The following is a 22,587-nucleotide window of genomic DNA, read 5'->3' on the forward strand; positions in this document are numbered from 1 at the left end:
TGAGTCGCTTCGGCGAGGCACGCAGTGCGCGGAACACCTGCCTCCAGCGAGCCCAACATCCACCACCCGCTCAGTCGCACGCAAGTGCGTATCCCGGTGTGTTACCGGGTCAATACATGTCCGAGCACACGTAACCGGCCGCCCGGGTCAGGACCTGCCCCGGGCCCTCCCGGCATCCCCACGCCTCGGCCACAACCGCGGCCTGCGCCGGGCCGCCAGATCCTCCGCCCAGCCGAACGCGACGACACAGGCGACGACCAGCAGCCAGGTGAGGGCCAGCACGGGCCAGACGCTCTCCAGCAGCCACGGGGCGTGTTGTTCGAGGAAGACCACGTCCCACAGCCGGTCCCACTGCGTCGCGGCGATCATGATGCAGGTGGTGTGCCAGAGATAGATCGTCACCGCGCGGGAGTTGAGGAAGGTGATCACCCCGTCCCAGCGGCGCAGCCGGGGCGGCCACTGCGACCACGACGGGCTCAGATGCAGCAGCAGCGCCACCGCGGCGACGGACCACAGGGACTGGGCGAACGGCATGTCGTCCAGGTCGTGGCCCTGGCCGTAGTCGTGGCGCACGGCGTACCAGAGCCCGAAGAGGGCGACGGCCGGGGCCACGGACGGCACGACGTACCTCGGCAGGCGCTTGAGGATGCCCTCCTGGTGGGCCATGCCGAGGATCCAGCAGGCACCGAAGGTGGCGAAGTCCGTGAAGCCCGCGGCGAGCCGCTCGCCGGGGACGGCCAGCCAGCCCAGCTCGAACACCGCCGCCAGGGCGAGCGGCGCGAGGACCGTCACCACCGGCGTCTTGCGCAGCGCGCGCAGCAGCACCGGGGAGAGCACGACGTACCAGATGTAGGTGCGCACGTACCAGAGGGGTCCGGCCAGTTCCACGGCCCAGTCGGCGCCGATGAAGCCGTGCACCCCGGGCAGGCCGTCGGCGTACGGCGGCTCGCTGACCGGGAGGATCCAGAACGCGAGGTGGAACCACCACCAGAGGGGATGCCAGTACGGATCCGGCGCCCAGCCCTGGGCCACCATCCCCGTCACGCCGACGACGCCCAGCAGCCACACCGGGGGCAGCAGACGGCGCAGCCGGCCCCTGATGACACCCAGCGCCGGGCGCTTCAGCGAGCGCGCCATGAGGTTGCCGGCGAGCGCGAACATCACGCCCATGGAGGGGAAGACGAGCGGCAGCCAGCTCCAGCCGGCCAGGTGGTAGAGCACCACCCGGAAGATGGCGAGGGCCCGCAGCAGGTCGAAGTAGCGGTCCCGGCCGGAGACGGCCGGGGCGGCCGGGGTCTGCGGTGCGGAGTCCTGGGTGAGGGTGCTCATCCGACCGGCCTCCGCTCTCCCGACTGCTGCCGCGGCACGGCGGCCGCCTGTTCCTGCGGTACGCCGGGCAGCCCCACGGCCCCCGTCCGCCGCAGCTTCTGCCAGCGCAGCCGGCCGCCGGTCAGCGCCGTGATCCACGACTGCAGCAGGACGACGTACATGAGCTGGCGGTAGAGGATCTGCTGGAGCGGGAGCGAGATCAGATGGGTCATGCGCTCCTTGTCGAGGTGGAACGCCAGCGCCGCGCACACCACCTGGACGGCCAGGACGCCCAGCCAGGCACCGACCGTCTTCTCGGTCGGCCCGAAGACCAGCCCGTAGAGCAGGAAGACGTCGATGAGCGGGGCCAGCAGCGGGGCCACGACCATGAACAGCGACACCAGCGGCAGGCCCACGCGCCCGAAGCGGCCCGAGGGGCCCCGGTCGAAGAACGAGCCCCGGTGCTTCCAGATCGCCTGCATCGTGCCGTAGGACCAGCGGTAGCGCTGCGACCACAGCTGCTGGACGGATTCCGGGGCCTCGGTCCAGGCGCGCGCGTTCTCGGCGTAGACGACGTGCCAGCCGTCCCGGTGCATGGCCATGGTGATGTCGGTGTCCTCGGCGAGGGTGTCCTCGCTCATGCCGCCGACGCGTTCGAGGGCCTCGCGCCGGAACGCCCCGACCGCGCCGGGGATGGTCGGCATGCAGCGCAGGACGTCGTACATCCGGCGGTCGAGGTTGAAACCCATCACGTACTCGATGTGCTGCCAGGCGCCGATCATGGTGTCGCGGTTGCCCACCTTGGCGTTGCCGGCGACCGCGCCGACCCGGGGGTCGGCGAACGGCTGGACCAGCTCGCGTACGGTGGACGGTTCGAAGACCGTGTCGCCGTCCATCATGACGATGATCTCGTGACGGGCGTTGGCGATGCCCCGGTTGAGGGCGGCCGGCTTGCCCGCGTTGAGCTGGCGTACGACACGGACGCCCGACAGGTCCTGGCTCAGTTCCTCCACGATGCGTGCCGTGCCGTCGCTGGAGCCGTCGTCGATGACCAGCACCTCGATGGGGTGGTCGCTCGCCACCAGCGAACGGACCGTCTTCTCGATGCACTTGGCCTCGTTGTACGCCGGGACGAGCACCGACACCGGTTCCGTGACGGGCCCGTCCGTGCCCCAGCTGAAGCCACGACGCCTGACCTTGCGGGCGTGCGCGATCGACAGGATCAGCATCAGGCCGAAGCGGGCGAGGACGAGGACGCCGACGACCGCGAGGGCGACCACGAGGACGCTCGTCGTCCTCTCCGACACCTGCACCAGCGTCACCCACACCTTGCCCTTCACCAGACCGAGGCCGGTGACGGGGGTGTGCGCGCTGGGCGCCTCCAGGGCACCGGTGAGGGTGTCGAACGTGTAGCCCTCGGCCTGGAGTTTGCTGATGTACCGGTCCAGAGCGGCGACGGTCTGCGAGCGGTCGCCGCCGGCGTCGTGCATCAGCACGATGTGACCGTCACCGCGGCGCTCGGGCGTGGCCCGGCGGATGATCTCGTCGACGCCGGGACGGGCCCAGTCCTCGCTGTCGGTGTCACTGACGACGGTGATGTAGCCGCGGCTGCCGATGTACTCCGTGACCGGCCATGTCCGGTTGTCCATCTGGTCCGAGAACGAGGAGTACGGCGGCCGGAACAGGGAGGTACGGATGCCCGCCGCGCCCGCGAGCGCGAGCTGGTTCTGGGACAGCTCCCAGTCGATGCGGTCCTTGCTCTGGAGCGAGAGGTCCGGGTGGTTGAAGGTGTGCAGGCCGATCTCGTGGCCCTCGTCGACCATCCGCTGGACCAGGTCCGGATAGCGCGAGGCCATCGTGCCGGTGATGAAGAAGACGGCCTTGGCGTCGTGCCTCTTCAGCATGTCGAGGACCTTGGGGGTCCACGTGGGGTCGGGCCCGTCGTCGAACGTCAGGACCAGCTCGTGATCGGGGATGTCCAGGCTGATCCGGCGGCCCGAGCGGGTGTCGATCACGGGCCCGCCCTTGAGTATCTTCTTCGGCACCCGGTCGTTCGCCACCGGCGGCCCGACCCGGTGGTCCGCGAGGATCTCGCTGTGCACGTATCCGCGCAGCATCAGCATGGCCATCAGGGCGAGGAGCAGCACGCAGGGCAGCAGATAGCGCAGCGGCACGCGGCGTCCGGAACGCTTGCGCACCCGCTTGCGCGGGCTCTTGCCGGGGCTCTTGCCCGAACTCGGGCTCGGGCTCGGCCCTTCGGCCGTGTCGCCTGCCGAGTCGCCGGCCGTGCCGCCCTCGGGGACTTCGGGGACCTGCGGTGCTCGCGGTGTGCGGGTACGGCGTGGGGCGGCGGCACGCGAAGGCGTGCCGCCGCGCTGGGAGCGGGTCATCAGGCGGGGCTCTCCGGGTTCTGCGGGTCCTGCGGGCCCGACGGCTCCTGCGGACTCTGCGAGTCCTGCGGCGTCGACGGGGCGGGCTCTACGGGCGCCGGGGACGCCGGTCCGTCGGCGACGGTGTCCGTGCCGGGGCCCGGTCCCGGGTCCGGTGAGCCGGTCTCGGAGGGCGAGGGCGAGGGCGCGGGCGGCTCCGCGGGACTGGGGTCCGCCTTCGGCGGCTCGGGCGCGGGGGCGGACGGCTCGGGGTCCTTCGCGCCGCCGCTCGGCTTCGGCTGCGGCTTCGGCGTCGCCTTGGCGCTGGGCCCGGCCGACGGCTCGGCACTGGCGGACTTCTCCGGCTGCTTCGCCTTGCCGGACGAACCGGCCGGGGACTTGGCGCCGGGCGAGGACGTCGCTCCCGTACGGCCCCCGCCCGGACCCGCGTCCGGTACGAAGCCCTCCGCCTCGTCGGACCGGTCGTCCGACTCGGCGGGCAGCGGGGGCGTGTCCACCTTGCCCGCCGGTTTGTCGTCCTTCTGCATCGGCACCGGCAGCCAGGGCGCGTCGGAGTTGCCCGACACGAGGGTGCCGACGATGACCACCGCGTACGCGGCGCAGGCGGTGCCGACGGCGATGCCGAGGCGCCGGTAGAGGTTCCGGCGGCGGCCCGACTCGTCCACGAAGACCGGGCCGTCGGAGTCCTGAGCGGCTCCCGCGGCGTCCCCGTCCTTGCCGGCGTGCCTGCCCTGGCCCTCGTCCACTTCGCGCCCCACACCGTCGAGTTGCACGGTCACCTCGTGCGGATCGTGATTACGGCCCGGCTGGTCGGGCTGCTCCCAGGGCGCCGGGACGACACCCGACAGGGCCCCGGGCGTCGCGGAGGCGGTCGGCTGCCGGGGCACTCCGCTCCCTCGGCCCGCCCCGCTCCGGGAGACGGCTCCCGTTCTGCCGGCGGCCTCGGGCCAGACCACCTCGCCGCCGGAGCCACTACCACCACGGCCTGGACCGAGGCCTTCACCTTCGCCGTCGGTCCGCTTCGGCTGAATGCCGTTGGGCCAGTTGTCGACGTGCACGCACTTCCCCCCACGGGATCGTTCCGGGCGCGTGTTCGATGCCGGGCTGTCGCACTTTCCTGTACCGGACCGGGCCCCCACCCGATCCGGGGCGCCCCGCCCATCACACGCACCCTGGCCAACGAATGTATGGGTGGGAAAGATGTGTATGTGTGTGCTGTCAGGTGAAGGTCATCATGATGAGTGCATCTGTGGGCGAAATCCCCCCGTCCTCCAGATCCGCCAGCCATAATCCCGCCCCCACCGCCACGGCCCCCGACCCGACCACCGGCTCCGGCCCCGGCCCCGGCTCCGGCCCCGGCTCAGGCCCACCGCATGCCACGAGCGGGCACGCCGCCACGCCCCGGCGAAGGTCCAGCTGAGCGCGTCGCCCCGGCGGCCGAACCCCGACACCCTCACCGCCTCCCCCACCCCCGCAGCACCCCCACCCCCCGGAGACGGATCCCGTACGCCCCATTGACGCGCCCCCGGCCCGCCTCTACCTTCCGTCGAAGCGCTTCGACTTCATTCATCGAAGCGATTCGACGACACCTTTCGACGATCCATCCGACTCCCCCGGAGGCGCAGGATGTTGACGGCACGAAGGCGTACGGCGGCGGCCGCGATGGCGCTCGGTGGAGCGCTGCTCCTGGTCTCCTGCGGCGGTTCGGACAGCGGCGGCGGTGGCGACGGGCGGACCCTCCGCCTCTGGCACTACGAAGGTCCGGACAGCGCGATGGGCGTGGCCTGGAACGCGGCGATCAAGGAGTTCGAGAGGACCCACCCGGGCGTCGAGGTCGAGTTCGAGGAGAAGGGGTTCGAACAGATCCGGAAGACCGCCCCCATGGTCCTCAACTCCTCCGACGCGCCCGACCTCATGGAGTACAACAAGGGCAACGCGACCGCGGGTCTCCTCTCCAAGCAGGGCCTCCTCACCGACCTCACCCCGCAGGTCGGTGAGCGCGGCTGGGACAAGAAGCTCAGCGCGGGCGTCCGTACCACCAGCCGCTACGACACCGACGGCGTCATGGGCTCCGGCGCCTGGTACGGCGTACCGAACTACGCCGAGTACACGATGGTCTTCTACAACAAGGACCTCTTCGCCGAGCACGGCATCGAGGAGCCCACCACGCTCGCCGAACTCACCGCCGCCATGGACGAGTTCGTGAAGGCGGGCATCACCCCGCTCGCCAACGCCGGCGCCGAGTACATGGCGCAGCAGTACCTGTACCAGCTGGCGCTGAGCAGGGCCGATCGTGCTTGGGTGGACTCCTACGAGCTGTACGAGGGCGAGACCGACTTCCACGACGCCGCCTGGACGTACGGGGCGGAGACCTTCGCGGACTGGGTGGAGAAGGGGTACATCGGCGAGAAGTCGACCGGGGCGAAGTCCGAGGACGCGGGCGTCTCCTTCATCCAGGGCAAGGCGCCGATCCTGTTCTCGGGGAGCTGGTGGTACGGCCGGTTCCAGGCGGAGAACACCTTCGACTGGGGCACCTTCCTGTGGCCCGACACGAACCTCACACTCGGCTCCGGCGGCAACCTCTGGGTCGTCCCCCAGGGCGCGAAGAACAAGGAACTCGCCTACGACTTCATCGACATCACCCTGTCGGAGAAGATCCAGAACCTGCTCGGCGACAAGGGCGGTGTCCCGGTGGCCGCGGACCCCGGCGCGATCACCGACCCCCGGGCCAAGAAGCTGATCGCCGACTTCAACACCCTCTCCGAGAAGGACGGCCTGGCCTTCTACCCGGACTGGCCCGTGCCCGGTTTCTACGACGTCCTCGTCTCCGAGACCCAGAAGCTGATCACCGGCGACACCGACCCGGACGCCTACCTGGACGCGATCGGGAAGGCGTACGAGAAGGACGCACCGAAGCGATGACGGTGACCGTGGAGCGGGGGCGGGCGGTCGCCGAGGAGGGGCGCGACGGCGGCACCCGCCGGACCCGAGCCGACCGTGACTCCTACGCGCTGTTCCTCCTGCCCGGCGCCCTCGCCTTCCTCGCGGTCGTCGTCGTGCCGTTCCTGATGAACACGGGGGTGAGCTTCACCGACTGGCAGGGGGTCGGCGGTCCGGAATGGTCGGGGCTCGCCAACTACCGGGAGCTGCTGGACGACTCCGCGTTCTGGGCGTCGTTCCGGCACAGCCTGTTCATGGTGGTGGCGATGGCCGCCGTGCCGACCGCGCTCGGGCTGGTCCTGGCCGCCGCCCTGTTCGACTTCGTCGGCACGCACTTCGGCAGCCGGGTCACCGCCGTGCTGCGGGCCTGCTTCTACCTGCCCCAGGTGCTGCCGATCGCGGTGGCGGGCATCGTCTGGAGCTGGATCCTCGCCCCCGAGAACGGCTCCCTGAACGAGCTGCTGAAGGCGGTGGGGCTCGGCGGATGGCAGCAGGACTGGCTCGGCGACCCCGACCTCGCCCTCTACACGGTCATGGCCGTGATGGTCTGGGTGCAGCTCGGCTTCCCGCTGGTCGTCTTCATGGCCGGGCTGCAGCGCGTCGACCCGGCGCTGTACGAGGCCGCCGAACTGGACGGCGCCGGCTGGTGGCGCCGCTTCCGGCACATCACGCTGCCGCAGATCCGGCCCGAGATCCATGTGGTCCTGCTGTGGTGCACGATCGCCGCGCTGAAGGTGTTCGGCGCGGTGTACGTCCTGACGAAGGGCGGCCCGGGCGGCGCCACGGACGTGCCGTCCTACTTCTCCTTCACCACGTTCTTCGAGAAGACCCAGGTCGGCTACGGCGCCGCGATCTCCACCGTCCTGACCGTGATCGTCCTGGCCCTGGCCCTGGTCGGCCTGCGGCTCCAGACCCGAGCCGAGGACGCCGAGGAGGGAGCCCGCCCATGACCGGCACGACCGGCTCGACCGGCATGACCGGAGGGATCACGCGTGCGAGCAGAGCGCCGCGTACGCGCGCAGGCACACCGCGCGTGACCACCGTCCGCCGCTACCCCGTCCTCGTGGCCCTCTGCGTCGCCGCCCTCTTCATGGTCGTCCCGTTCCTGATCGTGGCCGTGAACGCGGTGAAGTCCCCTGCGGAGTACTCGCGCGGCGGCCCGCTCAGCCTCCCCGACGGCCTCTACCTCGACGGGCTGAAGGACTTCTGGCAGCGGGTCGACTACGGCCGGAAGCTGTTCAACTCGGTGCTGATCAGCGGCTCGGTGGCGGTCCTGGCCGTCGTCCTGTCCGTGCTCAACGCGTACGCGATCGGCATCGGCCGGGTCCGGGGCCGCACCTGGATCCTCGCCTTCTTCGTGCTGGCGAACATGCTGCCGCAGGAGGCGCTGGTCTACCCGGTGTACTTCCTCGCCAAGGAGGCCGGCCTCTACGACACCCGGCTGAGCGTGGTCATCGTCTTCACGGTGATCCAGGCGGCCTTCGGCACCTACCTCCTCTCCTCGGTCCTCGGGCGGTTCCCCCGCGAGATCGTCGAGGCGGCCCGGATCGACGGCGCGAGCAAGTGGCAGATCCTGTGGCGGATCGTCGTCCCCGTCAGCCGGCCCACCCTCGGCGTGCTCCTGGTCTTCTTCTTCATCTGGACCTGGAACGAGTTCCTGCTGCCCCTGGTGATGCTGATCTCCAACGACAACCAGACCGTCTCGGTGGCCCTCGGCGTCCTCCAGGGCCAGCGCCTGATGGACGCCACGATGACCAACGCGGCGGCCCTGCTCGGCCTGCTCCCCGCTCTCGTGTTCTTCCTCCTCTTCCAGCGCACGCTCACCCGCGGCATCGCGGTCGGAGCCGTGAAGTAGGCCCCGGAAAGGAACCCCCCACCCATGAAGTTCACCGACGGCTACTGGCTGCTCCGCGAGGGCGTCACCGCGGCCCATCCGGTCGAGGTCCTCGACGTCACCGCCACGGACGGCGCCCTGCGGATCCACGCCCCCACCCAGCCCGTCCGCCACCGCGGCGACCTGCTGAAGGGACCGGTCGTGACGATCGACGCGCACGCCCCGATGCCCGACGTCGTCGGCGTCACCTTCACCCACTTCGAGGGCGAACGGCCACGCGGCCCGCGCTTCGAGGTGACGACCGAGGAGTTCACCCCGCACATCTCCTACGACGACGAGCACGCCACCCTGACCGCCGGAGAGCTGTCGGTCCGCGTGTCCCGCACCGGCTCCTGGCGCGTCGACTTCCTCGCCCACGGCCGCACCCTCACCACCAGCGGCCCCAAGTCGATGGGCATCATGCGGGAGGCGTCCGGCACCCACCACCTGCGCGAACAGCTCAACCTGGGCGTCGGCACCTCGGTGTACGGCCTCGGTGAACGCTTCGGCCCGCTCGTCAAGAACGGCCAGGTCGTCGACGTCTGGAACGCGGACGGCGGCACGGCCACCGAACAGGCCTACAAGAACGTGCCGTTCTATCTGACCGACGCGGGCTACGGCGTCTTCGTCGACCACCCCGGCAAGGTGTCCTTCGAGGTCGCCTCGGAGGTCGTGTCGCGGGTGCAGTTCAGCGCGGAGACCCAGCGGCTGACGTACTACGTGATCTACGGCCCGACCCCGAAGGAGATCCTCCGCAAGTACACGGCCCTCACCGGCCGCCCGGCCCTGCCACCCGACTGGTCCTTCGGCCTCTGGCTGTCGACCTCCTTCACCACCTCCTACGACGAGGAGACGGTGACCTCCTTCATCGAGGGCATGCGGGAGCGCCGGCTCCCCCTGTCCGTCTTCCACTTCGACTGCTTCTGGATGCGCGAGTTCCAGTGGTGCGACTTCGAGTGGGACCCCCGGGTCTTCCCGGACCCGGAGGGGATGCTGGCCCGCCTCAAGCGCCGCGGCCTGCGGATCAGCGTCTGGATCAACCCGTACATCGCCCAGCGCTCACCGCTCTTCGCGGAGGGCAAGGCCCTCGGCCATCTCCTGCGCCGCCCGGACGGCGACGTCTGGCAGTGGGACCTCTGGCAACCGGGCATGGCCCTCGTCGACTTCACCAGCCCGGCGGCCCGCGAGTGGTACGCGTCGAAGCTGGAGGCGCTGCTCGCCCAGGGCGTCGACTGCTTCAAGACCGACTTCGGCGAGCGGGTGCCCCTGGACGTGACCTGGTCCGACGGCTCGGACCCGGAGCGGATGCACAACTACTACACCTACCTCTACAACCGCACGGTCTTCGACGTCCTGCGCAAGCACCGGGGCGAGGGCGAGGCGGTGCTCTTCGCCCGCTCGGCGACCGTCGGCAGCCAGAGCTTCCCCGTGCACTGGGGCGGCGACTGCGAGTCGAGCTACGAGGCGATGGCCGAGTCGCTGCGCGGCGGGCTGTCCCTGGGGCTGTCGGGCTTCGGGTACTGGAGCCATGACATCGGCGGCTTCGAGGGCACGCCGACCCCCGCCCTCTTCAAGCGGTGGATCGCCTTCGGCCTGCTGTCCTCCCACAGCCGTCTGCACGGCTCGTCGTCGTACCGGGTCCCCTGGCTCTTCGACGAGGAATCGGTGGACGTCCTGCGCGAGTTCACCCGGCTGAAGCTCAGCCTGATGCCCTACCTCCGCGCGGCCGCCCGCACCGCCCACACCGAGGGCGTCCCCATGATGCGCGCGATGGTGCTGGAGTTCCCCGACGACCCGGGCTGCGCGCATCTGGAGCGTCAGTACATGCTCGGCCCCGACCTCCTCGTGGCCCCCGTCTTCAGCGACGAGGGGGACGTCACGTACTACGTCCCCGAGGGCACCTGGACCCGCTTCCCGGCCGGCGGGACGGTCACCGGGCCCCGCTGGGTCCGGGAGCGGCACGACTTCACCAGCGTGCCCCTCCTGGTCCGGCCGGGCGCGGTCGTCCCGGTCGGCGCGGTGTCCGACCGCCCGGACTACGACCACGCCGACGGGGTCACGCTGCGTGCGTACGGCCTCGCGCACGGCGCCCAGGTCACCGTGCCGGTGGGTGACGTGACCTTCACCGTCGTACGGGAGGGCCGGGTGCTGCGGGCGTCGTGCGACGACCCCAGGGCGCCGTGGGGGCTCGCGGCCGAGGGCCGGGAGGTCCGGGCGGAGGCGGGCACGGGCTTTGTCACGATGGACCTCGACGGGGAGTCGGACACCGCGGGGACGGGGCCGGCGTGACGGTGAAGATCACGGACGTGGCCCGGCACGCGGGCGTCTCCCCCAGCACCGTCTCGTACGCGCTGAGCGGCAAGCGGCCGATCTCGGCGCAGACGCGGGCCCGGGTCGAGGCGTCCATCCGCGAGCTGGGCTACCGTCCGCACGCGGGCGCCCGGGCCCTGGCCAGCAGCAAGTCGAACGTGCTGGCGATGGTGGTGCCGTTACGGGCCGGGATCCATGTGCCGGTGGTCATGCGGTTCGCGGTCTCGGCCGTCACCGCGGCGCGCGCGCACGACCACGACGTGCTGCTGCTGACGCAGGAGGAGGGCGAGGAGGGTCTGCGGCGGGTCGCGGACTCGGCCCTGGTGGACGCGCTGATCGTGATGGACGTCCGACTGCATGATCCCCGGCTGCCGCTGCTGCGCTCCCTGGACCGCCCGTCGGTGCTGGTCGGCTTCCCCGCCGATCCCTCCGGCCTGACCTGTATCGACCTGGACTTCAGGACGGCGGGCGAACTGTGCGTGGAGCACCTGGCCGGACTGGGGCACCGCGTGGTGGCCCTGATCGGCTCCCCGCCCGAGGTCTACGTCCGGCAGACCTCCTTCGCCCAGCGGGTCGTCCAGGGCTTCACCTCGGCCGCGACCCGCAACGGCATGTCCTCCACCGTCCACCCCTGCGAGGCCACCCCGGCGGCCGCCCGGGCGGTGGCGGAGCGCCTCCTGCGCGAGCAGCCGGCGCTCACGGGTGTGGTGATCCACAACGAGGCGATCCTGGGTTCCCTCGTCGACGCCTTCGAGCATCTCGGCCTGCGCGTCCCGGCCGACCTCTCGGTCACCGCGCTCTGCCCGGACGACCTCGCCGCGGGCCTCCGGGTCCCCCTCACCTCCATCGCCATCCCGGCGGCGGAGGTGGGCGAGCAGGCGGTCGCCCTGCTGATGAGGAAACTGGACGGCACCCCCGTGCCCGAGGCGACGTTGCTCCCGCCCCGCCTGACCGTCCGGGCGAGCACGGCCCGCCGGGGGACGGGGTGACGGTGTACCGGTTCACGACATGACGAAGCCCCGCTGCCGTAAGGCAGCGGGGCTTCGTCCACATGGGAATTGTGGAGATGGCGGGAATCGAACCCGCGTCCAACGGTGCGGAATCAGGGCTTCTCCGTGTGCAGTTCGCTGTGATTTTCTCAGCCCCGGCGATCACGCGAACAAGTCGCCGACGGGCTCAGTCACTGTGAGATTTCCCTTTTCACCCCGTGACCGGGATCAAGGTTTAGTTCCCTAGATTATGCCAGGGTCCGGGTCGGGAACACTCCCGGGCTGACACCCATTAGGGCCTTCTCTCACTGGTTATTAAGCAGCGAGGGCGAAGGTCTGGGAATCGCGCTTGGTGTTGGCGATTATTGGTTGCGACATATGGTTAACGAGATCATTGCCGCTTCCTCGACACGCTTCCCCTGCTTCGACAGCCGCTGTCGAAACCGATCATCCCCATGCTTCACGCTCTTCAGTTGAATACATGCTCACACCGACCGCGGCCGGTGTCGTCACCATCGTACGTGAACGACGCACGACGATGCCACCGTATTCCCGGCGGCCTCGCCCTACTGGCCCCGCTGCCTCCGCTTGGCCGCCGCGATCGCCCGGTCCGACTCCCGCCGGTCCTGCTGCTCCCGCAGGGTCTGCCGCTTGTCGTACTCCTTCTTGCCTCGCGCGAGAGCGATCTCGGCCTTGGCCCGGCCGTCCTTGAAGTACAGGGCGAGGGGCACGATGGTGTGACCCGTCTCCTGCGACTTGGACTCCAGCTTGTCGATCTCCTCGCGGTGCAGCAGCAGCTTCCGCTTGCGGCGCGCGGAGTGGTTGGTCCAGCTGCCCTGGTGATACTCGGGGATGTGGGCGTTGTGCAGCCACGCCTCCCCCCGGTCGATCTGGACGAAGCCGTCGGTCAGCGAGGTCCGGCCCTCGCGCAGCGACTTGACCTCCGTGCCGGTGAGCACGAGCCCCGCCTCGTAGGTGTCCACGATCGCGTAGTCGTGCCGGGCCTTCTTGTTCTGGGCGACGATCTTCTTCTTGCCGCCCTTCTCGCCGTCCCGGCCCTTGGTGACCGCCCCGCCCTGCTTGGGCTGGGACTCCTTCGGTACGTACATTCCCTTGCTCATAGTGCGCCCATTTTCGCACTACGAAGGGGGTCCGCGGGAAGCCGATTAACGAGGGCGGTTCACTGCCCGAGGCCGCTCAGCACCGTCTCGGCCCGCTGGAGGGCGTCCTCGTCCGCGTCGAGGTCGGGGGTGATGCCACGGCCGTCGACGCCCCGGCCGGAGGGGGTGCGGTAGTGGCCGACGGTCAGTTCGGCGACGGAGCCGTCGGGCAGACGGCTCGGCATCTGCACCGAGCCCTTGCCGAAGGTGCGGGAGCCGACGACCACCGCGCGGCCCCGGTCCTGCAGCGCTCCGGTGAGCAGCTCGGCCGCGCTCATCGTGCCGCCGTCCACCAGCACCACCAGGGCCCTGGTGGTGTCGCCGCCGGGTTCCGCGTGCAGGGCCCGCTGCTCGCCGTTGACGTCGTACGTGGCGACGAGGCCGCCGTCGAGGAAGGCGGAGGCGGCGGTGACGGCCTCGGAGACCAGGCCGCCGGAGTTGCCCCGGAGGTCGAGGACGAAGCCCGCCGTACCGGAGGACTGCTCGACGGCGGCTCGTACGACGTCCCCGGAGCCCTTGGTGAAGGCGTCGACCGTGATGACCCCCACCCCGCCGGCGGTGCGGCTCACGGTCACGTCCTCGGTGGACAGCCGGGCCCGGCGCAGGGTCTCGTGCCAGCTTCGGGTGCCGCGCCGCAGCTCCAGCGACACCTCCGTACCGGCGGCCGCGCTCTCGGGGGAATCGGTGTTCCCGGTCCCCCCGTCGATCGCGTCGCCGCGGAGTAAGGAGACGACGTCGGTGACCGGACGCCCGTCGACCTTCTCGCCGTCGACGCCGACGAGCCGGTCGCCCGCGCGGATCCCGGCGTCGGCGGCGGGGGAACCGTCCTGCACCCGGGCCACCTCGACATGGCCGTCGCGCCGCAGCCGGGCCCAGAGGCCGACGCCGGTGTACTCGCCGTCCAGGGCCTCCTCGAACTGCTCGTACTCGCCCTCGGAGTAGACCGCGCCCCACCGGTCGCCACTGCGGCTGACGGCCCGCTCGGCGGCCTCCACGGGGGACTCGCCCTCGGCCATGGCCTCGGCGGCGGCGTCCGCGACGTCCCGCTCCCGGCCGACCGGGGCGGAGCGGGAGGGCTTCACGACGGCGGCGGTGTCGCCGCGCGGGTCGTCGAAGCAGCCGGTCGCGGCACCCGTGGCGAGCACACTCGCGAAAACCAAGGTCAGGGCGGCCCCGCGGCGGATGCGGCGGGTCGAATGCAGCGGGGTCGCACGCACCGCGTCGAGCAGGGTGGCGGCGGGTGACGGGCGGGAAAACAGGTCGCGGCCTGACATGTCGGCGAGTCTAGGACAACGCGAAGGGCCGTACCGGCCCTTGCCGGTACGGCCCCAGGGGCATGCGTCACACCTTCAGGTACTTGCGCAACGCGAAGAAGGCGGCCAACGCGGGCATCAGGAAGCTCGCCGCGAGGATGAGGGGCAGCTTGGTCAGGACCGCGTCCCAGCCGACGAAATTGATCAGCGGCAGGTTCTGGGACAGTGACACCCCGTTGTCGATCACGAAGTACTGCCCGAGGATCAGGAAGGCACAGGCGATCGTGCCGCCGATGACCCCGGCGACGGCCGCCTCCATGATGAACGGCGCCTGGATGTAGAAGCCGGAGGCGCCGACCAGCCGCATGATCCCCGTCTCACGCCGGCGGCTGAACGCCGAGACGCGCACCGTGTTGACGATCAGCAGCAGCGCCACGATCAGCATGACGGCCATGACACCGCGCGCCGCCCAGTTCAGATAGCCGAGCAGCCGGAAGAGGTTGTCCAGGATGCCCTTCTGGTCCTGCACCGACTGCACACCGTCACGGCCGTTGAAGGCGCTCGCGATGACCTGGTACTTCTCCGGGTCCTTCAGCTTGATGCGGTACGACTCCTGCATCTGGTCCGGGGTGAGGCTGCTGGCCAGCGGGGAGTCGCCGAACTGCTCCTTGTAGTGCTTGTACGCCTCGTCCTGGGACTCGTGCTCGACGTTCTCGACGACCCCCATCTTGTCCAGATCGGACTTGATCTGCTTCTTCTGCTGGGTCGTGACGGCGCCCTTGGCGCAGTTGGGGTCGGACTCCGCGTCGCTCTTGTTGCAGAGGAAGACGGAGACGTTGACCTTGTCGTACCAGTAGCCCTTCATCTGGCCGACCTGGTCGCTCATCAACAGCGAGCCGCCGAACAGGGCGAGGGAGAGGGCGACGGAGACGACGACCGCGAAGGTCATCGTGAGGTTGCGGCGGAGACCGACACCGATCTCCGACAGGACGAACTGGGCGCGCATGGCGTTCCGCTAAGCCTTTCCGTGGACTGGGGCGGTCAGTGCTGGTAGCCGTAGACGCCGCGTGCCTGGTCGCGGACGAGGCGGCCCTTCTCCAGCTCGATGACGCGCTTGCGCATCTGGTCCACGATGTTCTGGTCGTGGGTCGCCATCACCACGGTGGTGCCCGTCCGGTTGATCCGGTCGAGCAGCTTCATGATGCCGACGGAGGTCTGGGGGTCGAGGTTGCCGGTGGGCTCGTCCGCGATGAGGAGCTTGGGGCGGTTCACGAAGGCCCGCGCGATGGCCACGCGCTGCTGCTCACCACCGGACAGCTCGCCGGGCCTGCGCTCCTCCTTGCCGCCGAGGCCGACCAGTTCCAGCACCTGCGGCACGGACTTGCGGATCTCGCCGCGCGACTTGCCGATGACCTCCTGCGCGAAGGCGACGTTCTCACCGACGGTCTTGTTCGGCAGCAGCCGGAAGTCCTGGAACACGGTCCCGAGCTGGCGGCGCATCTGCGGCACCTTCCAGTTGGACAGGCGCGCGAGGTCCTTGCCCAGGACGTGCACCTGTCCCTGGCTGCACCGCTCCTCCCGGAGGATCAGCCGCAGGAACGTGGACTTGCCGGAGCCGGACGACCCCACGAGGAACACGAACTCGCCCTTCTCGACCTCCAGGGAGACATCCCTGAGTGCGGGGCGGGTCTGCTTGGGGTAGACCTTGGACACGTTGTCGAATCGGATCACGGATGCACCACAAGCCGTCGGGGATGGATGGACGAGACTGTACCGCCCCCGGCCCCGTCAGGGGCGCGGGGAACTGCGCGACGAGCCCCCACCCGTCCACGGCCGCGTGACGAAGGGCATCCGTCCCTTTCCCGGGCCCCCGCGCAAGCGCCGGGGGAACCTGGCACAGTGGTGGGGAGGAACGGTCCGCTTCCGCGAAGCGTTGAGGTATGTGTGAGGCCATTGCAAGGAGGGCGAGGCGCATGACGTACGACCGGTTGGTGTGCGCGAACTGCGCGTCCCCCGTAGCCGAGGGCCGTTGCCACGTGTGCCGGGCCAGCCGCGAGCGACTCCAGCAGGAGAACCCCTTCGCGAGCCTGAGCCCCATGACCCTGATCGCCCTGCTGGCGATCCTGATAGCGGCGGTGGCGCTGCTGGCGCACCAGACGGCATAGAGCGGCCGCAGAGACGAGAGCGGCACAGCGGTACGACGAAGGCCCGGGGCTGGCTGCCCCGGGCCTTCGTCTGTGTACGGCTGTGCCGATCGCGGACGATCAGGCGGCGGCGCCGCGGCCGACCATCAGGCGCGGCAGCAGACGGAAGCCGATACCGCCGGCGATCATCGTGGCGGCGCCGATCACCAGGAACGCCGTCTCGGTGGCACCGGTCTCGGCCAGCTCGCCGGTTCCGGCGCCCTGGGCCTCGGTCTCCGAGCCGGTGTCCGTGAGGGCCGAGGAGCCCTCCTGCTGGACGGCCTCGTCGTTGCCACCGTCGGGGTCGGTGCCACCGGAGGTGGAGCCGCCGTCGGAGGAACCACCGGAGGTGGAGCCGCCGTCGGTCGAGCCGCCGGAGGACGAGCCACCGGAGGACGAACCGTTGGAGGACGAGCCACCGGAGGACGAACCACCGGAGGACGAACCGTTCGAGCTCGAACCGTTGGAGGACGAACCGTTGGAGGACGAGCCACCGTCGGTGGTGGTGCCACCGTCGGTCGTCGTCCCGCCGTCGGTCGTGGTGCCGCCGTCGGTGGTGGTGCCGCCGTCGGTCGTGGTGCCACCGTCCGTGGTGGTCCCGCCGTCGGTCGTCGTCCCGCCGTCGGTGGTGGTGCCGCCGTCGGTCGTGGTGCCACCGTCCGTGGTGGTCCCGCCGTCCGTGGTGGTCCCGCCGTCCGTCGTCGTCCCACCGTCCGTGGTGGTGCCACCGTCGGTCGTGGTCCCGCCGTCGGTCGTGGTGCCCTCGGACGCGCCGATGCTGGTGCCCTCGGTGTCGTTGCCGGTCTGGACCGAGACATCGGCGTCGACGGAACCACCGTCGTCGGTGCTGACATTGACGCCGACACCGAGGTCCAGCGCGGAAGCGGCGCCCGCGGCGGTCAGCGACGCGCCGGCGGCGATCACGGCACCGGCGGCTATTCGCGCCACACGGATCCGCGTCTTCTTCGTCATATGGCTGCTACCCCCAGTAGCTATCAGTAGATGGAGCAGCGCCCGGGGCCGCGATCAACGGGAGCAGTCGGTTGGATCGAAGTCCCCCGGTTCACATGCACCCCAGTAATGCGCATGCCATACGCCAGACTTCCCAGTTTTCGCAGCAACGTCAAGGTCGTTGCGCGCGCGATGTCCCGTTCATCGCTTTTGGTCACGACAACGACATGTGAGTGTGACGTAATACCCAGACATCCCCCCACACACAAGACAACTGCCTTCCGATGGAAGGCAGTTGCCTTGTCGACATAGCGCTGTATCGGGACGCCCTACTTCTCCTGCTGCTTGCGCCAGCGAATTCCGGCCTCCAGGAAGCCTTCGATCTCGCCGTTGAACACGGCCTCCGGGTTGCCGACTTCGTACTCGGTGCGGAGGTCCTTGACCATCTGGTACGGGTGCAGGACGTACGAACGCATCTGGTTGCCCCAGGAGTTGCCGCCGTCGCCCTTGAGCGCGTCCATCCTGGCCTGCTCCTCCTGCCGGCGCCGGTCGAGGAGCTTGGCCTGGAGCACGTTCATCGCGGACGCCTTGTTCTGGATCTGCGAACGCTCGTTCTGGCAGGAGACCACGATGCCGGTGGGGAGGTGGGTCAGCCGCACCGCGGAGTCGGTGGTGTTGACGCCCTGGCCGCCGGGTCCGGACGAGCGGTAGACGTCGACGCGCAGCTCGGACTCGTCGATCTCGATGTGGTCCGTCTGCTCGACCACGGGCAGCACCTCGACACCGGCGAAGGAGGTCTGCCGCCGCCCCTGGTTGTCGAAGGGCGAGATACGCACGAGCCGGTGCGTGCCCTGCTCCACGGAGAGCGTGCCGTACGCGTACGGCACCTGCACGGCGAAGGTGGTCGACTTGATGCCGGCCTCCTCCGCGTACGAGGTCTCGTAGATCTCGGTCTTGTAGCCCTTCTGCTCCGCCCAGCGCAGGTACATCCGCTGCAACTTCTCGGCGAAGTCGGCCGCGTCCACGCCACCGGCCTCGGCGCGGATGTTGACGAGCGCCTCGCGGGAGTCGTACTCGCCGGACAGGAGGGTACGGACCTCCATCTCGTCCAGCGCCTTCTTGACGGAGGTCAGCTCGGACTCCGCCTCGGCGCGGGTGTCCGGGTCGTCCTCCTCCTCGGCCATCTCGAAGAGGACACCGAGGTCGTCGATGCGACCGCGCAGCGCCTCCGCCTTCCTGACCTCGGCCTGGAGGTGGGAGAGCTTGCTGGTGATCTTCTGCGCCTCGTCCGGGTTGTCCCACAGGGACGGCGCGGCCGCCTGCTCCTCGAGCACGGCGATGTCTGCCCTCAGCTTGTCGAGGTCCAAAACGGCCTCGATCGACTCCATGGTCGAGGAGAGGGACTTCAGCTCTTCGGATACATCGACGACTGCCACGACCCCAGCCTAACGGCTCCGCCGGGTGAGCCATGCGGGTGTGCGCCCGGCGCCGGTCCTCGGCCGGGGCGGCGGCGGGCTCGTTCCTGGGCCGCGGGTGAGTGGGGGCCGGTCGCACAGTTCCCCGCGCCCCTGAAAAGCAGGGGCTGCGCCCCGTACTTCCATCCCACCGAGCCCCGCCCTTCCGGACCCGCCGAGCCGTCGCCCTGCGGGCCCGCGGGGCCGTCGACTCTCAGACCCACGGGGGCTTCGCCTTTTAGACCCGCAGGGCTTTCGCCTCTCGGGCCCGCGAGGCCGACGTTCTTCGGCCCGCAGGGCCGGCTTTCAGGGGTGTGGGGAACTGCGCGGGACGACCCGCCGGGCGCGCGGCCGGCATTCCGCACGCGCCCCGAGCCATCGGGCTGCCCGGTCAGGGGTTGCCCGGGGCCGAGTTCTTCGTGTCGGACGGGGGGCCGGTGCCCTCGTCCCCGGAGGTCGCCGCCCATGCCCCCACCCCGACCGCCGCGATGAGTGCCACCGCCGCCGCGCCCAGCGTGATCCGGCGCCGCCGCACCGTACTCCCCCGGTTCCGTGCGGACCCCGGCCGGGGCGCCCCCGCCGCGCGAGGCACCCGCGCGGTCCCCCGCGCACCGCCGGCCAGTTCGTCCGGCCCCGGTACCCGCATCGACGTGTGGGTGTCGCGGTTGGAGTCGGGCTTGGCCCCCGGCACCAGCGGCACCGCCCCCCGCCGTACCCGCTCGCGGGGCGCCTCGGCCTCGGCGGGCGCCTCCTCGTACCCGTCGCCGGACTCCGTCCCGGGCTCGTCGACGTCCAGCGGCGGCATCCCCGCCAGCAGCGGCAGCTGCTCCCGCAGCCGCGCGGCCAGCTCGGACGCGCGCAGCCGCGAGGCCGGCGCCTTGGCGAGGCACTGCACGAGCAGCTGCCACAGCTCCTCGGGGATACCGGGCAGCGGGACGACCGTCTCGGTGACATGGCGGCGCAGCACGGCGCCGGGGTGCCCGCCACCGAACGGCGTGAAGCCCGCCAGCAGCTCGTACAGCACGGTCGCGAGGGCGTAGATGTCCACCGCCGCGCGGGGCGGCAGGCCCTCCACGATCTCGGGAGCGAGATAGTCGGGCGTACCGATGATCTTGGTGGCGCGGGTCCGGCGGGGGGAGTCGATCAGCTTGGCGACGCCGAAGTCGGTCAGGAGGGCCGGGTGCGCGCCGCCCGGGCCGAGCGGGCCCTGCATGTCCAGCAGCACGTTCTCCGGCTTCACGTCCCGGTGGACGACTCCGGCCGCGTGCGCCGCTGCGAGGGCGTCCGCGATGTCGGCCACTATGGCGACCGCGGCCTCGGGGGCCATGCGCCGCTCCCGGTCCAGGCGGGTGCGCAGGTCGGTGCCCCGGACGAGGTCCATGACGAGGGCGAGGTCGTTGCCGTCGACGACGAGGTCGCGTACGGAGACCACGTTCGGGTGGTCGAGGCCCAGCAGCGCGGTGCGCTCCTGGACGAAGCGGCTGACGAGTTCCTGGTCGGACGAGAGGTCCTCGCGCAGCAGCTTGACGGCGACGGGGCCGTCCGGGCCCTCACCCAGCCACACCGTGCCGGCGCTGCCCCGCCCCAGAATCTGGTTCGCGGTGTACCGGCTTCCGATCTTCCGTCCCAAGACTGCTCCTACAGGCCGCGTGTTGGCGACAAAGCTACGCGCCCCGGACCCCAACCTTCACCGTCGCGGCGGAAATCACCCCTCAGATGTCGACAAGTCCCCAACGTCGGGGTGAGGGGCGGGAGGCGGGGGCGTGGTCGGGAGGCGGGGGCGTGGTCGGGGCGCGCTGTCGGGTGCGGGTCCGGTGGGACTTCTCGCGCAGTTCCCCGCGCCCCTAAAACATCAGGCCCCCACGCCCCTGAAAGCATCAGGCTCTTGCGGGCCCTGAAAGCCCAGGCCCCTGCGGGCCCTGAAAAGCATGGGGCGCAGCTTCCCGGACTTTCAGGGGCGCGGGGAACTGCGCGACCAGCCCCACCGGGCCGCAGCCGCCCAAGCACCCGAACCCCCGAGCCATGAGGCGGCCTACTTCCCCGAGCCGTTGTCCAGCTCCCGGACCCACTTGCCCACATCGCCGACCCAGTCGGAGAGCTGGCCCCACCAGCTCTGACCGGTGCCGATCCAGCTCTGGAGGGGCGTGAACTCCCAGATCAGCCAGCCTCCGACGAGGAACAGGACGATCATGAAGAGACAGCCCTTGAGGCAGCCGAGCCCCGGGATCCTCATCGGATTGGCGCTGCGCTGACGCGGCTCGCGCGGCGGCCGGGGCTCACGCTGGGGCCGGGGCGCCGGCTGCTGGGGCTGCGGCGCGGGAGCGTACCGCTGCGGCTGCTGGCGCTGGGGCTGCGGCGGAGGCGGGGGCGCGGGGGCGTACGGCTGTTGCTGCTGCGGGTGCCCGTACCCGGCGCCCGGCCCGCCCTGGGCCCCGCGCTGCTGCCGGCGCGGCGGCTGCTGCGGAGGGCGCTGGGGCTGCTGCTGGGGCTGCTGGCGGTTGGCCTGCCGCTGGGGGCGGCGGCGCAGCGGGTCCTCACCGGGGTCGAGGTACTGCTGGATCTGGGTCTGCTCGTTGCGGTCGCGGGCCGCGCGCAGCTGGTTCTGCCAGGGGTGCGGCTCCTCCGGCGGCCGGCCGCCGGAATCGTGCGACGGCACCGGCGGCATGACGGACGTCGGGTCGGCGCCGCCGGTGTGCGGGAGCACGGTGGTGGGGTCGCCCGAGCCCGCCGGGCCGGAGGTGTGCGGGAGCACGCTGGTCGCGGCGTTCGGGTCGTACGCGCCGGCGCCGTGCGGCAGCACCTGCGTCGCGTCGGCCGAGCCGAACGGGTCCGGGGCGGCGCCCGGCACCTGCGCCGGCGCCGGGTCGGGGGCGAGGATGTGGCCCACCCCGTCGGCGGCGGCGATCTGCATGGAGTTCGCGTGCACGCCGACGCCCTCGGCGACGATGCGCAGCGCGCGGGCGAGGTTGACGGCGCTGGGCCGCTCGTCCGGGTTCTTGCGCAGACAGCGCTCGATGACCGTCCACAGCGGGTCGGGGACGGTGGACGGGCGGCGCGGCTCGGCGCTGAGGTGCTGGTGCAGCACTTCGAGCGCGGACTGGCCGTTGAACGGGGGGCGCCCGGTGACCAGTTCGTACATCAGGATGCCGGCGCCGTAGATGTCGACGGCGGAGGTCTGCGGCCGGCCCTCGGCGGACTCGGGGGCCACGTACGCGGGCGTGCCGACGAACTCGCTGGTCCGGGTCAGACCCGGGGAGTCGGCGAGGCGGGCGATGCCGAAGTCGGTCAGCATCGGGTGCATCTCGCCGCCGCCCTGCCTGAGCAGCACGTTGGCGGGCTTCAGATCGCGGTGGACGACGCCGTCGGCGTGGCTGGCGGCGAGCGCGTCGGCGATCTGGGCGGTGAGCAGCGACGCGCCGACGGGGGAGAACGGACCGTTCTCCCGGAGGTACCGGTGCAGGTCCGGGCCCTCGATCAGGTCCATGACCAGCGCCAGCAGATCGCCCTCGACGACGAGGTCCCGTACCCGTACGACGTTCGGGTGGGTGAGCCGGAGCAGCACGGAGCGCTCCCGCAGGAACCGCATCACGATGTCCGCGTCGCTCGCGAGCTCCTCCTTGAGGACCTTGATCGCCACGGTCTCGCCGGGGTGTCCGGGCACCGCCGCCTCGGCCCCCGCAGTCTCCCGCTGGCGGGCGCGCCAGACAGTGCCTGTGGCGCCGCGTCCAATCGGCTCCTCAAGGAGGTACTTGCTCCCTACCGGCCGCACGTCATGC

The 22,587-nt window shown here is 70.9% G+C and carries 17 protein-coding genes and 1 other RNA gene; 6 read left to right on the forward strand and 12 right to left on the reverse strand.

What is annotated here, in order from left to right:
• Nucleotides 1-147 precede the first annotated feature (147 nt).
• Genes H4687_RS18900 through H4687_RS18910 form a run of 3 tightly spaced genes read right to left on the reverse strand, consistent with a single transcriptional unit; the run spans nucleotide 148 to nucleotide 4,585 of the window.
• Nucleotides 148-1,329 carry an acyltransferase family protein gene (locus tag H4687_RS18900; RefSeq protein ID WP_046914032.1) on the reverse strand — a complete coding sequence of 394 codons (1,182 nt, stop codon included), beginning with the start codon at nucleotides 1,327-1,329 and terminating at the stop codon, nucleotides 148-150.
• Nucleotides 1,326-3,698, reverse strand: coding sequence for a glycosyltransferase (locus H4687_RS18905; protein ID WP_046914031.1), 2,373 nt, complete (start codon nucleotides 3,696-3,698; stop codon nucleotides 1,326-1,328). The genes H4687_RS18900 and H4687_RS18905 overlap by 4 nt, the downstream gene beginning before the upstream one ends.
• Entirely contained in the window at nucleotides 3,698-4,585 is an 888-nt protein-coding gene (locus H4687_RS18910) for a hypothetical protein (protein WP_046914030.1), read from the reverse strand. Before H4687_RS18910 ends, H4687_RS18905 begins: the two co-directional genes overlap by 1 nt.
• 739 nt (nucleotides 4,586-5,324) lie before the next feature.
• On the opposite strand from H4687_RS18910, the gene H4687_RS18915 reads away from it, so the two are divergent.
• The 5 genes from H4687_RS18915 to H4687_RS18935 all read left to right on the forward strand — a co-directional run bounded on the left by H4687_RS18915 (nucleotide 5,325) and on the right by H4687_RS18935 (nucleotide 11,810).
• Nucleotides 5,325-6,620, forward strand: a complete 1,296-nt coding sequence (locus H4687_RS18915; RefSeq protein WP_050399255.1) for an ABC transporter substrate-binding protein — start codon at nucleotides 5,325-5,327, stop codon at nucleotides 6,618-6,620.
• Nucleotides 6,617-7,588, forward strand: coding sequence for a carbohydrate ABC transporter permease (locus H4687_RS18920; RefSeq protein WP_046913672.1), 972 nt, complete (start codon nucleotides 6,617-6,619; stop codon nucleotides 7,586-7,588). The genes H4687_RS18915 and H4687_RS18920 overlap by 4 nt, the downstream gene beginning before the upstream one ends.
• A gap of 140 nt (nucleotides 7,589-7,728) precedes the next feature.
• Entirely contained in the window at nucleotides 7,729-8,493 is a 765-nt protein-coding gene (locus tag H4687_RS18925; protein ID WP_046913674.1) for a carbohydrate ABC transporter permease, read from the forward strand.
• A gap of 24 nt (nucleotides 8,494-8,517) precedes the next feature.
• On the forward strand, nucleotides 8,518-10,800 hold the full coding sequence (gene yicI, locus H4687_RS18930; protein ID WP_046913671.1) for an alpha-xylosidase: 2,283 nt from the start codon (nucleotides 8,518-8,520) through the stop codon (nucleotides 10,798-10,800).
• Nucleotides 10,797-11,810, forward strand: coding sequence for a LacI family DNA-binding transcriptional regulator (locus H4687_RS18935; RefSeq protein WP_046913670.1), 1,014 nt, complete (start codon nucleotides 10,797-10,799; stop codon nucleotides 11,808-11,810). The genes yicI and H4687_RS18935 overlap by 4 nt, the downstream gene beginning before the upstream one ends.
• A 69-nt stretch (nucleotides 11,811-11,879) precedes the next feature.
• On the opposite strand, the gene ssrA is transcribed toward H4687_RS18935, so the two are convergent.
• From ssrA to ftsE, 5 genes are all read right to left on the reverse strand, one after another.
• Nucleotides 11,880-12,265: a transfer-messenger RNA gene (gene ssrA, locus H4687_RS18940) on the reverse strand.
• Nucleotides 12,266-12,376: 111 nt separating this feature from the next.
• Nucleotides 12,377-12,919, reverse strand: a complete 543-nt coding sequence (smpB, locus tag H4687_RS18945) for an SsrA-binding protein SmpB (protein WP_005486821.1) — start codon at nucleotides 12,917-12,919, stop codon at nucleotides 12,377-12,379.
• Nucleotides 12,920-12,990: 71 nt separating this feature from the next.
• On the reverse strand, nucleotides 12,991-14,244 hold the full coding sequence (locus H4687_RS18950) for a S41 family peptidase (protein ID WP_046913669.1): 1,254 nt from the start codon (nucleotides 14,242-14,244) through the stop codon (nucleotides 12,991-12,993).
• Between the two features lie 67 nt (nucleotides 14,245-14,311).
• Complete coding sequence (ftsX, locus tag H4687_RS18955; protein ID WP_046913668.1) at nucleotides 14,312-15,229, reverse strand: permease-like cell division protein FtsX; 918 nt, start codon at nucleotides 15,227-15,229, stop codon at nucleotides 14,312-14,314.
• Nucleotides 15,230-15,264: 35 nt separating this feature from the next.
• On the reverse strand, nucleotides 15,265-15,954 hold the full coding sequence (gene ftsE, locus H4687_RS18960; RefSeq protein WP_005486827.1) for a cell division ATP-binding protein FtsE: 690 nt from the start codon (nucleotides 15,952-15,954) through the stop codon (nucleotides 15,265-15,267).
• Between the two features lie 242 nt (nucleotides 15,955-16,196).
• Here ftsE and H4687_RS18965 point away from each other — a divergent pair, with 242 nt between their 5' ends.
• Nucleotides 16,197-16,388, forward strand: a complete 192-nt coding sequence (locus H4687_RS18965) for a hypothetical protein (RefSeq protein ID WP_005486830.1) — start codon at nucleotides 16,197-16,199, stop codon at nucleotides 16,386-16,388.
• Nucleotides 16,389-16,487: 99 nt separating this feature from the next.
• Here the strand turns inward: H4687_RS18965 and H4687_RS18970 are convergent, their stop codons facing one another.
• From H4687_RS18970 to H4687_RS18985, 4 genes are all read right to left on the reverse strand, one after another.
• A complete protein-coding gene (locus tag H4687_RS18970) occupies nucleotides 16,488-17,378 on the reverse strand; it encodes a hypothetical protein (protein ID WP_046913667.1) in 891 nt (296 codons plus the stop codon).
• Between the two features lie 308 nt (nucleotides 17,379-17,686).
• A complete protein-coding gene (gene prfB, locus H4687_RS18975; RefSeq protein WP_046913666.1) occupies nucleotides 17,687-18,793 on the reverse strand; it encodes a peptide chain release factor 2 in 1,107 nt (368 codons plus the stop codon).
• Between the two features lie 409 nt (nucleotides 18,794-19,202).
• Nucleotides 19,203-20,441, reverse strand: coding sequence for a serine/threonine-protein kinase (locus H4687_RS18980; protein WP_046913665.1), 1,239 nt, complete (start codon nucleotides 20,439-20,441; stop codon nucleotides 19,203-19,205).
• A gap of 402 nt (nucleotides 20,442-20,843) precedes the next feature.
• On the reverse strand, nucleotides 20,844-22,580 hold the full coding sequence (locus H4687_RS18985) for a serine/threonine-protein kinase (RefSeq protein ID WP_046919769.1): 1,737 nt from the start codon (nucleotides 22,578-22,580) through the stop codon (nucleotides 20,844-20,846).
• Between the last annotated feature and the right edge of the window lie 7 nt (nucleotides 22,581-22,587).

This window comes from Streptomyces stelliscabiei (assembly GCF_014873495.1).
In the GTDB taxonomy this organism is placed as follows: domain Bacteria; phylum Actinomycetota; class Actinomycetes; order Streptomycetales; family Streptomycetaceae; genus Streptomyces; species Streptomyces bottropensis.